General features: G+C 37.3%; 13 protein-coding genes. 6 read left to right on the top strand and 7 right to left on the bottom strand.

The genetic code is table 11. The annotated features are described in order from the left end of the window. Positions 1–146 precede the first annotated feature (146 nt). Positions 147–1,001 (bottom strand): Cof-type HAD-IIB family hydrolase, encoded by an 855-nt coding sequence (locus NST60_RS12820; RefSeq protein WP_016202557.1) that lies wholly within the window; start codon positions 999–1,001, stop codon positions 147–149. A gap of 579 nt (positions 1,002–1,580) precedes the next feature. Between NST60_RS12820 and NST60_RS12815 the strand changes: the two genes are divergently transcribed. From NST60_RS12815 to cydC, 4 genes are read left to right on the top strand one after another with little or no spacing between them, the layout of a single operon-like run. Then, entirely contained in the window at positions 1,581–2,984 is a 1,404-nt protein-coding gene (locus NST60_RS12815) for a cytochrome ubiquinol oxidase subunit I (RefSeq protein WP_016202558.1), read from the top strand. Beyond that, positions 2,977–3,993 (top strand): cytochrome d ubiquinol oxidase subunit II, encoded by a 1,017-nt coding sequence (cydB, locus tag NST60_RS12810; protein ID WP_016202559.1) that lies wholly within the window; start codon positions 2,977–2,979, stop codon positions 3,991–3,993. The genes NST60_RS12815 and cydB overlap by 8 nt, the downstream gene beginning before the upstream one ends. Continuing rightward, entirely contained in the window at positions 3,993–5,693 is a 1,701-nt protein-coding gene (gene cydD, locus NST60_RS12805; protein WP_169189406.1) for a thiol reductant ABC exporter subunit CydD, read from the top strand. The genes cydB and cydD overlap by 1 nt, the downstream gene beginning before the upstream one ends. Before the next feature lie 15 nt (positions 5,694–5,708). Next, positions 5,709–7,433, top strand: coding sequence for a thiol reductant ABC exporter subunit CydC (gene cydC, locus NST60_RS12800; RefSeq protein ID WP_169189407.1), 1,725 nt, complete (start codon positions 5,709–5,711; stop codon positions 7,431–7,433). Positions 7,434–7,877: 444 nt separating this feature from the next. On the opposite strand, the gene NST60_RS12795 is transcribed toward cydC, so the two are convergent. After that, positions 7,878–8,777: an SDR family oxidoreductase gene (locus NST60_RS12795; protein ID WP_016202562.1), complete on the bottom strand. Its 900-nt coding sequence runs from the start codon at positions 8,775–8,777 to the stop codon at positions 7,878–7,880. Positions 8,778–8,926: 149 nt separating this feature from the next. On the opposite strand from NST60_RS12795, the gene NST60_RS12790 reads away from it, so the two are divergent. Next, complete coding sequence (locus NST60_RS12790) at positions 8,927–9,850, top strand: EamA family transporter (RefSeq protein WP_224428009.1); 924 nt, start codon at positions 8,927–8,929, stop codon at positions 9,848–9,850. Between the two features lie 76 nt (positions 9,851–9,926). Here NST60_RS12790 and ybaK read toward each other — a convergent pair whose 3' ends face one another. Next, positions 9,927–10,403 (bottom strand): Cys-tRNA(Pro) deacylase, encoded by a 477-nt coding sequence (ybaK, locus tag NST60_RS12785; protein ID WP_016202564.1) that lies wholly within the window; start codon positions 10,401–10,403, stop codon positions 9,927–9,929. A 149-nt stretch (positions 10,404–10,552) separates the two neighbouring features. Between ybaK and NST60_RS12780 the strand changes: the two genes are divergently transcribed. Continuing rightward, positions 10,553–11,275: a class I SAM-dependent methyltransferase gene (locus NST60_RS12780; protein WP_016202565.1), complete on the top strand. Its 723-nt coding sequence runs from the start codon at positions 10,553–10,555 to the stop codon at positions 11,273–11,275. A 51-nt stretch (positions 11,276–11,326) separates the two neighbouring features. On the opposite strand, the gene NST60_RS12775 is transcribed toward NST60_RS12780, so the two are convergent. The 4 genes from NST60_RS12775 to NST60_RS12760 form a co-directional block, all read right to left on the bottom strand. Beyond that, positions 11,327–12,229 carry an NAD(P)/FAD-dependent oxidoreductase gene (locus tag NST60_RS12775; RefSeq protein WP_016202566.1) on the bottom strand — a complete coding sequence of 301 codons (903 nt, stop codon included), beginning with the start codon at positions 12,227–12,229 and terminating at the stop codon, positions 11,327–11,329. 375 nt (positions 12,230–12,604) lie between these two features. Further along, positions 12,605–13,933, bottom strand: a complete 1,329-nt coding sequence (locus tag NST60_RS12770) for a 6-phospho-beta-glucosidase (RefSeq protein ID WP_328019438.1) — start codon at positions 13,931–13,933, stop codon at positions 12,605–12,607. Positions 13,934–14,149: 216 nt separating this feature from the next. Beyond that, positions 14,150–14,608: a threonine/serine exporter family protein gene (locus tag NST60_RS12765; RefSeq protein ID WP_040343122.1), complete on the bottom strand. Its 459-nt coding sequence runs from the start codon at positions 14,606–14,608 to the stop codon at positions 14,150–14,152. Positions 14,609–14,624: 16 nt separating this feature from the next. Then, on the bottom strand, positions 14,625–15,389 hold the full coding sequence (locus NST60_RS12760) for a threonine/serine exporter family protein (protein ID WP_341098890.1): 765 nt from the start codon (positions 15,387–15,389) through the stop codon (positions 14,625–14,627). Positions 15,390–15,549: the final 160 nt, after the last annotated feature.

Here is a 15,549-nt window from a genome sequence, read left to right as displayed (position 1 = left end):
GTTGATCTCCCACCTATCTTTCTCGTATTCTCATAAGCTTACGGTTGAGTCTTACTGTCCGTTAAGAGTGGGATAAAAAAACAGTGGATAACCCCATTTACCGAGGTTTATCCACTGTTTGTCGTTTGTTGAGTTTCTATTTATTTTTATTCCTCTAGTGCTTTTCTAATCGCTTGTGCTACTCCACTTTCTTCATTTGTTCCCGTTACAAAATGGCATTGACGTTGAATATCTTCTACCGCATTTCCCATTGCTACTGCTCTACCTGCCACTTGAAACATCGAAACATCATTATAATTATCACCAACAGCCATCGTTTCTGAAAGGGAGATTCCGCGAGCATTCGTAAATTTATCTAAAGCAACTCCCTTTTGGGCATGTACAGAAGTAATTTCTAGGTTTTCTTTCCCGGAAGCACTTATTGCCACTTCCTCCAGCTTAGTCAACTCTTCTCTGACATTACTTAATACGATCGGATCAAAATGGAATGCTAGTAACTTGTAGATAATTTGGTCATCATCTTCAAATAACTCTTCATAGCTATCTAATTGATGAATAACCGCTAATCGTTCCTCTGCCGCTTTTTTAATCTCTTCCATATCCCTAACATGACCACTCACAGTAAAAATGTCCATAATAAGCGATCTTGCCACTGTTTTATCAACCGTATACGTCCCTCTATTGGTGTATACCTCATAATAGACTTGATGTTTATGTAAAGTATCAGCAATTTGTCTCGCAAGTTCCTTATTTAACGGATTTGTATCAACAATGATATGCTCATTCGTTCTAATTTCTGCACCATTTGCACAAATCATCGGGGTAATAATTCCCGCATCCTTTAAAAGATCCCCTGCTTCTTCATATGCACGGCCAGTAGCAATCACTACTTCTACTCCCTTGCTTTGCGCATATTTAATTGCTTCTCTGTTTTCTTCAGTAATTTCTTGTGTGGATGTTAATAACGTACCATCCATATCAATCGCTATGCATCTAATCATCTAAACACCCTCAATATTTTATTCAGCTTTTATCATTTCGAACTTTCTTATTCCTTTATTATCATAACATGAAAGAACAACCAGCAAAAGGAAGAGGCCTTATAGGTGGCTGTGGTTTTACAGTACTTTTATTGGGATAGGCTGGTTGCTTACGAGGAAATTCAACTCCTGAAATTCTCCATCAACAATCTCGCTGTTCTTCTTCCCCGATCTTCCAATCTACTAAACCCTCTCTCGTTTTTGTCATTTCTGTGAACGAATATGTGAACATTTTTCAAACATTGAGTGAACTTTACCTCAAACAGAAAAAATTTCATTATGATATACCTATCTTTTACCAAAAGGAGACGATCGGAAAAATAACTTTTGATAAATCCTTTTATACCAATGTTTATCGACTTTTCCCAACAATAAATTACATAGGATGAGCATCAAGGAAAAGCACTTTTAACAAGTTTTTTTATCCTATTATCTCAATCTAATCTAATTGAAATTCATCTTATGCAATGATTTTTATCGCTTTAATGAATAGTAAGATTCACAAATCTGTTCAAAATACAAAAAAAGGAGGAAAAATCCATGGATATGATTTTTCTATCGCGTTTGCAATTTGCTTCAACAACCATTTTCCATTTTTTATTCGTGCCTATCTCTATTGGATTAGTATTTATTATCGCAATCATGGAATCTTTTTATGTGAAAACAGGCAATGAAGAATACAAAAAAATGGCTAAGTTTTGGGGTAAATTATTTTTAATAAACTTTGTTATTGGTATCGTTACAGGGATTCTTCAAGAATTCCAATTTGGAATGAACTGGTCTAATTATTCTCGCTTTGTTGGTGATGTTTTTGGTGCACCACTTGCGATTGAGGCATTGCTTGCTTTCTTTATGGAAAGTACTTTTATTGGACTATGGATATTCGGCTGGGACCGTTTATCAAAAAAAGTCCATTTAGCCTGTATTTGGTTAACTGCATTTGGAACAACTATGTCTGCTTTCTGGATTTTAGCAGCAAATAGCTTTATGCAACGTCCAGTGGGATTTGAGATTAATAATGGTCGAGCAGAAATGAATGATTTCTTTGCCCTTATTACCAATGGTCAAGTACTTGTTGAATTCCCTCATACAGTGTTTGCAGCATTAGCTACTGGCGCATTTTTAGTTTGTGGGATTAGTGCCATTAAATTATTAGGAAAAAAAGATGTGGATTTCTTTAAAAAATCCTTTCAAATCGGTATTACTGTTGCATTAAGTGCTACTTTTTTAACACTTGTTGCAGGGCATGCCCAAGCACAATTTTTGGTAGAAACACAGCCAATGAAAATGGCTGCAAGTGAAGGTTTATGGGAAAACAGTGAAGATCCAGCACCGTGGACCGTTTTTGCCAATATCGATGTAGAAAATAAACAAAATAGTGCTGAACTGAAAATCCCTTATCTACTAAGCATTCTTTCTTATAATACATTAGATGGAAGTGTCAAAGGGATGAATGAACTGCAAGCAGAGTATGTTCAACAATATGGGGATGGCAATTATATCCCTCCCGTTAAAACTACTTTCTGGAGTTTCCGCATAATGGTTGCAGCAGGAGTAGCGATGATTCTCCTTGGAATTTATGGCGTATTTCTAGCTTGGAAAAAGAAATTAGTATCTAAACCAAATACATGGTTCTATCGTTTAATGGTCGCAGGTATTTCTCTACCTTTTATCGCCAACACTTCTGGATGGATTATGACAGAGATTGGCAGACAGCCATGGACAGTTTTTGGATTAATGAAAACAGAAGATAGTATTTCCCCAAGCGTTTCAGCTGGGCAAGTATTATTCTCTATTATTTCATTCTGTACAATTTATGCAATCTTAGGCGCTATCATGGTTTACTTATATGTAAAAGTTATAAAAAAAGGGCCATATATGATGGAAAAAGAAGACGAAAAAGTAACGAATGACCCGTTTGCGAAGGAGGGTTTCCATGTTTGAGTTAAATGTCCTTTGGTTTATCTTAGTCGCTGTCTTGTTTATTGGATTCTTCTTCTTAGAAGGTTTTGATTTTGGTGTGGGAATGTCAACAAAGCTTTTAGCAAAAAATGACCTAGAAAAACGAATACTCATTAACTCCATCGGTCCTTATTGGGATGCGAATGAAGTATGGTTAATTACTGCAGGAGGTGCCATGTTTGCGGCATTCCCTCATTGGTACGCTACGATGTTTAGTGGATTTTATACACCACTTGTAGTTGTTTTATTGGCATTAATTGTTCGGGCTACAGGATTTGAATTCCGTGCAAAAGATAGTCACCCTACATGGAAAAAGGCGTGGGATGTCTGTATTTTCTTAGGCAGCTTCCTTCCTCCTTTATTATTTGGAGTCGTCTTCGCTTGCTTTATGCAGGGACTACCAATTGATGAAAACATGGAATTAAAAGCCGGTTTCTTCGATATTGTAAACTACTATACATTAACAGGTGGTCTTACAGTGCTTGTCCTTTGTCTTGTACATGGATTAGTATTTACAACATTACGTACTGTCGGAGATTTACGCGAAAGAGCGCGCAATTTAGCACAAAAACTTCTACCTTTACTAGGTATCTTGTTAACTCTGTTTTCTGCGTTAACCTATATTAAAACAGATATTTTCCAAGAGCGCGGCTTAATCCTTTCCTTTATTTTCTCATTAGGGGTTATTGCCTTTGTCGTTGGCGGATTCTTTATTTCTCGAAAAATGGATGGTTGGGCTTTTGGAATGACAGGTGCAGTTATCGCCTTATCCTTCGCCTCCATTTTCATCGGCTTATTCCCTAGAGTAATGGTAAGTTCCATCAATGATGCATTTAGCTTAACCATTCACAACGCGGCTTCCGGTCATTACTCTTTAAAAGTGATGACAATTGTAGCACTAACTCTTCTGCCATTTGTTTTAGGCTATCAGATTTGGAGCTATATTGTTTTCCGGAAACGTATTACTGAGAAGTCCCATTTAGAATACTGATGGATAAAAATCTTTTAAAACTTAATGGGATCAAGCCGATTCTCGCGATTATAGGAATATTAACAATTGTGGAAGGAGCTGCTATTATTCTGCAGGCCAAATGGCTTGCAGAAATAATAGCCTCTTTATATAACGGGGCAACCTTTCAAGAGCAGTATGTAAAAATCATATTGTTCTTATTAGCTTTTCTAGGGCGACACTTTTTACACACTATCCAGCAAAACATTGCTACTAATTTTGCGGAAAAGACAAGTAAGGAACTTCGTTTTCACTTAATGCAAAAACTGTTTGAACTTGGACCTAAATTCACTAAAAAACAGGGAAGTGGAAACATTGCTACACTTGTACTCGAAGGAGTAACTCAATATAGAACCTATTTGGAACTTTTTTTACCAAGAATGCTTGCTACAGGCGTTATTCCTGGCATGATTATTCTATATGTATATTGGAATGATTGGCTTTCAGGTGTAATTCTAACAGTTACAATGCCGATTTTAATAGGATTCTTAATTCTTGTTGGTATGGCAGCTAGCAGCCAAATGAATCGACAGCTTGCCACATACAAAATATTATCTAATCACTTCTTAGATTCTTTAAGAGGTCTAGAAACACTGAAATTTTTGGGAAGAAGCAAACAGCATAGCGGAAATATTGAAAAGGTTAGCGAACAATATCGTGGGGCAACAATGAAAACCTTAAGATTAGCGTTTTTATCTTCCTTCTCCTTAGACTTCTTTACCTCTCTTTCTGTGGCTGTTGTAGCAGTAAATTTAGGTTTGCGCTTAATAAATGGTGATTTAGTTTTATTGCCTGCCTTAATGATTTTAATTTTGGCACCAGAATTTTTCCTGCCTGTCCGAATGGTCGGAGCGGATTATCATGCAACATTGGACGGAAAGGAAGCCGGGGAAGCAACTCAGGAAATTATTCAAACTCCGAACCGTATACAGGAAAATGAGCTATCTATTTCTTTAGGAAACAATCCATGCTTATCCTTTGATCGTGTATCATTTCAACATTATCCTGAAGAAGAAATAACATTAAAAAATCTTTCCTTTACGATTGATGGCTATAAGAAAATTGGGATTGTTGGCGAAAGTGGTGCAGGCAAATCTACACTTATTGACCTGCTAAGTGGTTTTTCAGAGCATTGCGGAGGAACGATTTCTTTGAATGGCTCTCCCTTATCTAGTCTTATGACAGATGAATGGAGACAGCTGACTACCTATATCCCGCAGTCTCCTTATATCTTTAGCATGTCTTTAAGAGAGAATATTGCCTTTTACCATCCAAATGCTTCCGATGAAGAAATTATCCAAGCATTAAAAGCAACTGGTTTACATGACATTTTCACTACTTTCCCTAATGGTTTAGATGAACTATTAGGAGATGGAGGAAGGAATTTAAGTGGTGGGCAAGAACAAAGAATTGCATTAGCAAGAGCTTTCTTAACCAACCGAAAAATCATGCTGTTAGATGAACCTACCTCCCATTTAGATATTGAAACCGAATTTGAATTAAAAGAAACGATGCTTCCTTTATTTACTAAAAAACTAGTATTCCTAGCGACTCATCGGCTTCATTGGATGAAAGAGATGGATTCTATTATCGTCATGAATCAAGGCTCCATTGTAGAAATAGGCACACATGCAGAACTAATTGCAGCTAAAGGTTATTATTATAAGCTATTACAACAGTAAGGAGGATGACTTAAGTTGAATGAAAATAAATGGATTTCTCCATTTCTAAAAGCAAATAGTGGTCGAATTATCTTAATTCTTTTCTTGAGCATCCTCGCTTTACTTACAGCTGCGATGCTCACCTTTACCTCTGGCTACCTTATTTCCAAATCAGCCATTCCAGTCGAGAATATTTTAATGGTTTATGTGCCGATTGTCGGCGTAAGAACCTTTGGTATTAGTCGGGCAGTCTTTAGCTATCTAGAGAAATTAGCCGGGCACCATACCGTTCTCCGTATTTTATCAGAGATGCGGATAAAGCTATATCGAATATTAGAACCACAAGCTTTGTTTTTAAAAAGTAGATTTAAAGTTGGCGATATGCTAGGAATTCTTTCTGATGACATTGAGAAGCTGCAAAATATTTATTTACGAACTATTTTCCCAACTTTTGCAACATCTGTTCTGTATATCATTGTTGTCTGTGCTATTGGCATACTCGATATTCCTTTTGCCTTACTTATGGCACTTTATTTGGGATTGTTATTATTCGTCTTCCCTATTCTTTCTCTCGTGCTTATGCGCAAAAAACAAAGGGAATTTAAGCAAAGAAGAAATGGACTATATCAAAAGTTAACAGATAACATTTTAGGAATTAGCGACTGGGTTATCAGTGGTCGTTCGAAGAACTTTATAGATGAGTATGAAAAAGAGGAAGTAATTGTCGCACAAATTAATCATAAGCTTGTTCAATTTACTCGTTGGCGAAACTTTGCTTCTCAAGCGGTCGCTGCACTAATTATCCTTTCTCTCGTGTTTTGGTCTAGTCAACAATATATCGACGGGGCTATCCCTGTTACATTGATTGCTGCTATTATTCTGGTTTCCTTACCAATCCTTGACGCCTTTTTAGTCGTTTCGGATGCATTTGAAAAGTTACCAGCCTACCAAGATTCGTTAGCAAGACTTAAAAAATTAGAGGCTCCTGAGCAAAAAAACAAAAACATACGACCAGTAATCGAGACAAATAAGGTGGATATTCAAGTTAATCAAATTTCGTACCGATATGATCGAGAAAAAGCACTATCCCTATCCAATGTATGCTTAGACATTCCACAAGGGAAAAAAATTGCCGTAATCGGACGAAGTGGTGCTGGTAAGTCAACTTTACTGAAACTAATCCAAGGAGTAATCCAACCGACTGAAGGAAGTATCACATACAATGACGAAGCAACGGCTTCCTTTCAAGAGGATACTTCTTCGATTATTTCTGTACTCAATCAAACACCTCATTTGTTTGCGACAACATTACGAAATAATATTCTACTAGGCGTTGAAGAAGCAACGGAAGAAGAAATAACAAAAGCGGTTAAATTAGCTCAATTAGAAGAGTTAGTTGCCTCCTTACCGAACGGATTGGATACTTTTATGGAGGAAACAGGACAACGTTTTTCTGGCGGAGAGAGACAAAGAGTAGCATTAGCTAGAATATTACTCCAAAGAACTCCTATCGTTCTTATGGATGAACCGAATGCCAGCCTTGATCCAAAGACAGAAAAAGCCTTACTTAAAACAATCTTTAGCTCACTAGAAGGAAAAACATTGATCTGGATTACCCATCATCTCGTAGGCGTTGAAGAGATGGATGAGATCATTTTTATGGCTCACGGCAAAATTGTGCTTAGAGGAACTCACCATGATCTGCTTGCAACAAGTAGCCGTTACCAGCAATTATATGCTTTAGATCATCCAGAATACTGATGGATAAAAGGCGATCTTCGTTATGAAGATTGCCTTTTATCTATATTATTGGTTTTGGCTTGCTTTTCCGTTACCTTTTCGCTCTTTGATTCTTGCAAAAGGGCTTTGCGGCTTCCTCTCTGTTACCTTTTCAATCTTGGATTCCTGCAAAAGGGCTCTGAGACTTTCTCTCTATTACCTTTTTACTCTTGGATTCCTGCAAAAGGGCTCTGAGACTTTCTCTCTGTTACCTTTTTACTCTTGAATTCCTGCAAAAGGGCTTTGAGACTTCCTCTCTGTTACCTTTTTACTCTTGAATTCCTGCAAAAGGGCTTTGAGACTTCCTCTCTGTTACCTTTTTACTCTTGGATTCCTGCAAAAGGGCTTTGAAATCCCCCATCAATTTCTCTCTCACTTCAACAAACGCTCTCTATCCCTTTCAGATGACCTACAATCGTAATATCATTAAGTTGTTACCATCTGTCCTCCATTTACATGAATAACTTCCCCCGTTGCATACATAGAGTCGTCTGATGCTAAATACACATATGCTGGGGCAAGCTCAAATGGCTGCCCTGCTCTTTTGGCTGGTGAGTCGGTACCGAATTTCATCACTTTCTTTTCGGAGAAGCTTCCAGTAATTAACGGTGTCCAGAAAGAGCCTGGAGCAATCGCATTTACTCTTATTTTCTTCTCCACTAAGGAAAGAGCTAAGGATCTAGTTAATGTAACTACAGCACCTTTCGTAGAAGAATAATCAATTAGTTCTTTAAAGCCATTATATGCGGTAATCGAAGCTGTATTAATAATCGAGCTTCCTGCCTTTAGATAAGGCAGCACCGCTTTAATTAAGTAAAAATAGGAAAAAACATTTGTTTTGAATGTATGTTCTAATTGTTCATTGGAGATATCTAATATACTCTTTTTTACATATTGCACAGCATGATTATTGACAAGGACATCAATTTTACCAAAACGTTCCAATGTTTTACGAACAACTAAAGTAGAATTTGTTTCTATCGTCAAATCAGCAGGAATTAGTAAACATTCTCCACCTAACTCTCTAATCCTTTGTTCCGTTTCCTCTGCGTCACGGTGTTCGTTTAAATAAACGATGACTACCTTTGCACCTTCTTTTACAAAAGCATAAGAAGCCGCTCTTCCAATTCCACTATCTCCGCCGGTAACGATAGCTACCTTTCCTTTAAGTTTATCGCTCCCTTTATAATGTGGATTTTCAGAAATAGGGCGTGGATTCATGACATATTCAAACCCAGGCATTCTATCTTGATGCTGGGGTGGAAATGCAATTGGTACATCCTTCGTTTCTTTTTTATGACCGTAATAAGGATATTCTGGATACATTCCATTCCCTCCTTCTCTAGGCAATTATCTTTGATAACATATGCAAGGAGGAAAAAAAGGTGCCCACAACCTTATTTTCTGTATATTCAAACTTCTTTATTTTGTATATAATAAATACAAAATAAATTCTGATAAAAGAGGAAATATATATGAAACGAAAGTCTATTGGGATATTCCTTGTCTTAACTGCTGCAATTTCCTGGGGAGTCTCTGGATCAGTAGCACAATACTTGTTTACCGAGAAACACTTTAGCACAGGTTGGCTCGTCAGTATTCGCCTTCTTACGAGCGGAGTAATTTTGCTCAGTTATTTAGGATTAACGAAGAATAAGGACATTTGGAATATTTGGAAAAGAAGAGCGAGTGTGGGGAACATACTCATTTTTGGTCTGCTAGGAATGGCTGGTGTTCAATTTACTTATTTTGCTGCGATTGAAACAAGTAATGCCGCAACAGCAACATTACTTCAGTACTTAGCACCTGTACTTATTATTCTCTATATCGCCTTGAAAAGGAGAACTATTCCTCCCTTTCAGCATGTAATTGGGATTATCACTGCTTTATTGGGGACCTATTTTCTTGTTTCTGCAGGGCATTTTTCTACGATTTCAATCAGACCAGAAGCTTTAGCCTGGGGGTTAAGCTCTGCCTTTTTCCTTGCTCTTTATACATTACAGCCCGCACAGCTGTTGAAAGAGTTTGGTTCCACAATAGTTGTTGCATGGGGAATGATTATTGGAGGTCTCGGGATGTCCTTTGTCTCTCCACCTTGGGAGACGGGCGACGGGGTGTTTTCGTTTTCTTCCATTCTAGCGATCGTTTTTGTCATTTTAATTGGTACCTTAGTTGCTTTCTTTTGTTATTTAGAAAGCTTAAAACATTTGGAAGCCGCTGAGACTAGCTTATTATCTTGTGCAGAGCCGTTATCCGCAGCATTCCTTGCCGTTATCTGGTTAAAAGTCCCTTTTAGTGTTTATGAATGGATTGGAGCCTTCTTCATTTTAACCACCATTCTTTTACTTTCTCTTAAACGAAAAAGCCCTGAAAGAAAATTAGCAGAAAAGACTATGTAGATAAGGAACAGCCCTTAAACGACGATGAAAAGTGTATTCGGACCGTTCCTTTTTTAGTGATCTTTTCAAATTATCCTTAATGAATAACCTCTTCTACTTTCGCATTCGTAACTTGAATTAAGTATTCAACTGCCATTTCGATTTGAACACCGATTTTTCCTCCACTGATAATAATAGAGGATTGCTTGTTCACACTTGCATCCAAGATTGTCTCATACTTTTTCTTCATGCCGATTGGGGAACAGCCACCTCGAATATAGCCGGTCATTTTTTGAATATCCTTCACGGCAATCATTTCTAATTTTTTTGCGTTTACTACTTTCGCTGCCTTTTTTAAGTCAAGCTCAGCTTCAACTGGGATAACAAATACATAAATTCCGGAGCCAGCATCTTTGACCACAAGTGTTTTATACACTACTTCGATTTCTTTGCCAATCTTGCCTGCAACGGAAATACCATCAATTTTCCCATCTTTATTTTCATAGGTATGCACACTATATGGAATCTTTTCGGCATCCAAGATTCGCATTGCATTTGTTTTAGTAATGGCCATCATTATACGCTTCCTTTCCCAATTCGTTGTAAATCATTGTCTTATTAAATCATATCATCAGAAAAATGAATGTTAAATATTATTGAACCAAAGCTCCTTATTTCTCATATAGTATGGAAAGTAGAAATTGACTTGTTGGGAGGAAAAAAATGAAACCGACCTATCAAGATGCCCTTGCTTATTTCGGGGTAAGCGGTGCACATCCAGGTGGATTAACTTTAACAAAATTTTTATTGGAGCAAGAACAAATTACGGACCAAACAACATTACTTGATGGCGGCTGTGGAACCGGCCAAACATCAGCCTATATAAAAAAGAACTATCCTTGTTCTGTAACAAGTATTGACTACCATCCTACAATGGTTAAAAGAGCAAAAAAACGATTTGAAAAGGAAAATCTCTCTATCCAATTAGTTCAAGGAAGCTTAGAAAAAATGCCCTTCCCTTCCAACAGCTTTGACATCGTTTTAGTAGAATCTGTCCTAATTTTCACTAATTGCAAAAACTCGCTTGCCGAAATTAAAAGAGTGCTTAAACCAGGCGGCACCCTACTATTGTTAGAAATGACTGCCGAAAGAAGTCTCAATACAATGGAACATCAGAATATGTGTGAGGTATATGGAATTGAGAAGGTGTATACAGAAAAAGAATGGGTTCATTTAATGAAAGAAGCAGGCTTTCCAAAAGTAGAAATAAAACTTGGCCACTCTGTTTTTTCTCATATGATGACGGGAATGGAAACAGAAGAAGAGGCAATAGATATAACTGTGCCAGCGAATATGCAATTGGAAGGAAAGTTAATGGACCATTCTTATATTCTCTATACGTATGGGAATATCATCGGCTATCGCGTATACAGAGCAAGTTTGTAAAAAATAAAGAGGTTCTCTAAGATAACCATTCTAGGGGACCTCTTTATTTGTTTAACTGTCTTTTAATAAAGCTTTATGAATCCATATAGCTGCTTGTGAGCCTTCTCCCATTGCAATCGTAACCTGTTCAGAATGGGCCACAACATCACCTGCAGCCCACACTCCATCTATATTGGTCATTTTTGTGCGTGGATTTACGATAATATGATTATTTTCCATTATTTCGACTCCTAAAGGCACGGCTAAATCTGACTTTACTTTATTACCACCAAATGCTATAAAACTATGATTTGTCTCGAATGTTGTCCCATTTTCTAGTATATACCCTTTGATTTGGGAATCATCCGCTAATACTTGTTTTATTTTCCCTGTGAATACTGCAATATTACTATCGTGTAGTTGCTTTATTACACTTTCTTCTAAAACCTCTCCACCGTGATTGATATACGTAATATCCTTTGTCCAATACAATAACGTTAGTGCCATATTGGCCCCGACTTTCCCATTACCTATTACGATTGTTTTCTTATCTTTCACTTCGTAGCCATCACAATCTGGGCATAAATAAACACTAATTCCAAGACAAGGATAAATTTCAGGGAATGGAGGGATATTGTCCATTACGCCAGTTGCGAGTAAGGTTTTTCGAGACTGAAAAGTATCTGTGTCTGTTTGAACGGTAAAATAGTCATCCTCTTTTTTTAAAGAAATAACCGTACTTTTTAAGAATGTAACCCCAAGACTTTCAGCATGTTTTCTTCCTAAACTTCGTAATTCAGAACCACTTATTCCATCTGGGTATCCTAATATATTATGATAGCTTTTACATAAAGTAGACCGACCGTCTTCTGCATCGATAATTAGCACTCTATGCTTATATCTACCTAATTGAATTGCTGCCTGCAATCCCGCTATGCCTCCGCCTATAATAATGCAATCAAGCATATTGATCATCTTGTCTTTCCCCTCTTTCTTTTAGTCATGTCTCTTTCTTTTAGTTTTTACGTGGAAGGAATTCTTATTCTTCCAAAATGCTATCCGATAATGGGGAATTAAAAGAAAAGGTTGTTTTCGTAAAGTTTGTTGCGATTACCCGCAGCCGGAATACACTTCGCTTTCCGCGGACAACGCTTGAGCCTCCTCAGCTTTGCCTCCGGTGTCTCAGACTGTCTCGCTAATCCCACAGGAGTCTTCGTGTATTCCGGCTGCTCCATTTTTCCAACTAATTCTTTTTTCCTATTGAAAAAAAACAATAATCCTTTCGAAAACAGCCAAAGAAAAAATGGCTATGTCATACGGGATTCCCGAATACATAGCCATTTAATCATATTAAGATAATACTTCTTCTTTGAAGAACTGTGGTAGATGTTCTTTATGTGCTTCTAGCATTTCATCCAAAATTTGTTTTGCCACTTTATCAGAAGGCAGTAATGGGTTAATCGTCATAGCTAATAATGCTGTATGATAATTCCCTGTAACTGCTGCTTCAGCTGCCACTCTTTCAAAGGACTTAATTTGTTGTACAAGCCCGCGAACAGCGACAGGTAAATCGCCAATCGCAATTGGCTTAGGACCCTCTTTAGTAATAATACTGCTAATTTCTACAGCAGATTCATCTGGGATACTAGCAATAGCTCCATTATTTATTGTATTGACAGGCTGGATATCTCTTCTGTCATTATACATCGAGTCAATCAAGCTACAAGCTGCATCACTATAATATGCTCCACCTCGTTTTTCTAACTGTGGTGGCTTGATATCTAAATGCTCATCTTTATATAGTTCAAATAGCTCTTTTTCTAATTGTTGAACGACTTCAGCGCGTGTACCTTGTTCAGCTGCTTCTTCTAGCTCATTTTGCAGCATTTCTGCTTGTTTGTAATAATAGCGATGGTATCCACAAGGAATAGCTCCTAATGCTTTGATAAAATCTGGTTCCCAGTCGATAGCAGCAATATTTTTCATTGTATCGCTTTTATGCTTCGTCATTTTCTCCAAAAAGTCTGGTGTGATATTTTTGCCGTCTAAGTATACATTTAAACCGAATACCATATGATTCAAGCCGGCAAAATCTACATGTACACGGCTTGCTTCTACCTCCAATAGCTTGGCGATACCCATTTGGATAGAAATTGGCACATTACACAGCCCAACAATCCTTTTCCAGTTACTATGACGAAGAACAGCTTCTGTTACCATTCCTGCAGGATTGGTAAAGTTAATTAGCCAAGCGTTTGGACAAAGCTCTTCCAAATCCTTTACAATATCCAAAATGATAGGGATGGTTCTTAACCCTTTAAACAATCCACCTGGACCGTTTGTTTCTTGTCCAATCACATTATATTTTAGGGGAATTCTTTCATCCTTTGCTCGAGCAGCTAGTAATCCAACACGAAATTGCGTTGTAACAAAATCTGCATCCTTAAGCGCTTCCCTTCGATCTAGTGTTAAATGAACTTCAATAGGTAGACCTGCTTTTTTTACCATGCGTTTTGCTAAATTCCCAACAATATTAAGCTTTTCTTCACCTTCTGGAATATCTACTAGCCAAAGCTCGCGCACAGGTAATGAATCATATCTCTTAATAAACCCCTCTACTAATTCTGGTGTGTAGCTTGACCCACCGCCAATGGTAACAATTTTAATTCCTTTTTCCATATCCGATCGCCTTCTTTCTTTTATTTTTGCAACCCCTTACAAAATTAATAATTCAAAAGGCCAGCAAGTATTTCTTCGTATATAACGTTACCGTCTAATAGTGATCAAGTAAATAGAATGGAGGGGTTTAGGATTTTTTCACACATAATGGAACGTGTTCCAAAAGCAAAACACCTTGTTTCTATAATATGAAAAAAGGCGCTTGATAAAGGTTATTCACTCTTTATCAAGCACCTTTTTCCGAGCATGAGCCCGGAAAATCAATTGATTAATTACTTCAGAAAACATTAACCCCATCGCAATAGAACCTGAAATTAAGCAGACTTTTGCTGCTAAGCTTACCGCTACATAATAATTATTCTCCACAAAATTACGCATCGCATTATAAGCAGCTCCCCCTGGAACTAATGGAATAATACCAGCGACACTAAATATAATAACTGGTGATTTATATATTCGGGCGAATACTTGACTTATTACGGCGACAAGAAAAGATCCAGACAAGGCGGCAATTACTTCATTATGATGAAAATGAACAATTGTCCAATAAGCCATCCAACCAACCATTCCTACAAATCCACATTGGATTAAAAGCTTCCGCGGAATATGAAAAATAATTCCGAAGCCAAATGTCGCAACAAAACTAGTTATTGCCTGTGCTAAAAATTCATTCATCGCTTCTATCCCTTTCTTAAAAAACCAAAAATGCAACAGCGATTCCAGAGCCAATTGCCGTTGCTGTTAAAAATGCCTCTGCCCCTTTTGAGATACCAGATACTAAGTGTCCTGCCATTAAATCTCGCACAGCATTCGTAATTAACAGACCAGGAACGAGCGGCATAACGGAACCGATAATAATCTTATCCACTTCAGAGCCAAAACCAATAGAAACAGACAAAAAGGCAATTAATCCGATAACAAAGGCTGCAGATAATTCAGCAAAAAACTTTATTTGGAGAACTTTATGAAAATATAAAGAGCATAAAAATCCTAATCCTCCAGCAAAAAAAGCAGGAATAAAATCTCTCCAAACACCATTAAACATGATAAGAAAACAACCACTAGCAATAGCCGCCGCTATTACTTGAAAAGTATCAGAATAGTTGCGTTTCTCTGTTTCCACATCTTTTAATAAATAATACGCTTCGTTCATCCCTACTGTCCCCGTACTTATTCTCCTAGATATATCATTTACACGAACTACCTTTTCTAAGTTAGTTGTTCGCTCAATTATACGGTTTAATTTTGTCTTTGTTGGCTCTAATCCTTCTAATGATAAAATGATGCCAGTTGGCGTTACAAAGCAATCAGAATCGGTTACACCATAAGCAGTGGCAATCCTTGTCATCGTATCCTCTACGCGGTGCGTTTCAGCCCCGTTCTGCAGCATGATACTACCCGCTAATATACAAATCTCCATTATGTCATATGTTTTTTCCACCGATATATATGTCACATATCATCTCTCCATTGTAGAAAAGCATATGCACCTTTTAGTAGATATTCTTTTTTGTTTAAATTTCTATATAATTGGCGCAAAGCAATTTCATTAAATTTAACTGAGTCTAATATAGACCTTCGTTCTCGATTTTATTCTAATCAATAAATTACAGTTT

It is taken from the genome of Niallia sp. FSL W8-1348 (assembly GCF_038006745.1).
GTDB lineage: Bacteria > Bacillota > Bacilli > Bacillales > Cytobacillaceae > Niallia > Niallia alba.
Note: the sequence above shows the minus strand (reverse complement) of the source record. Positions and strands in the feature narration are given on the sequence as shown.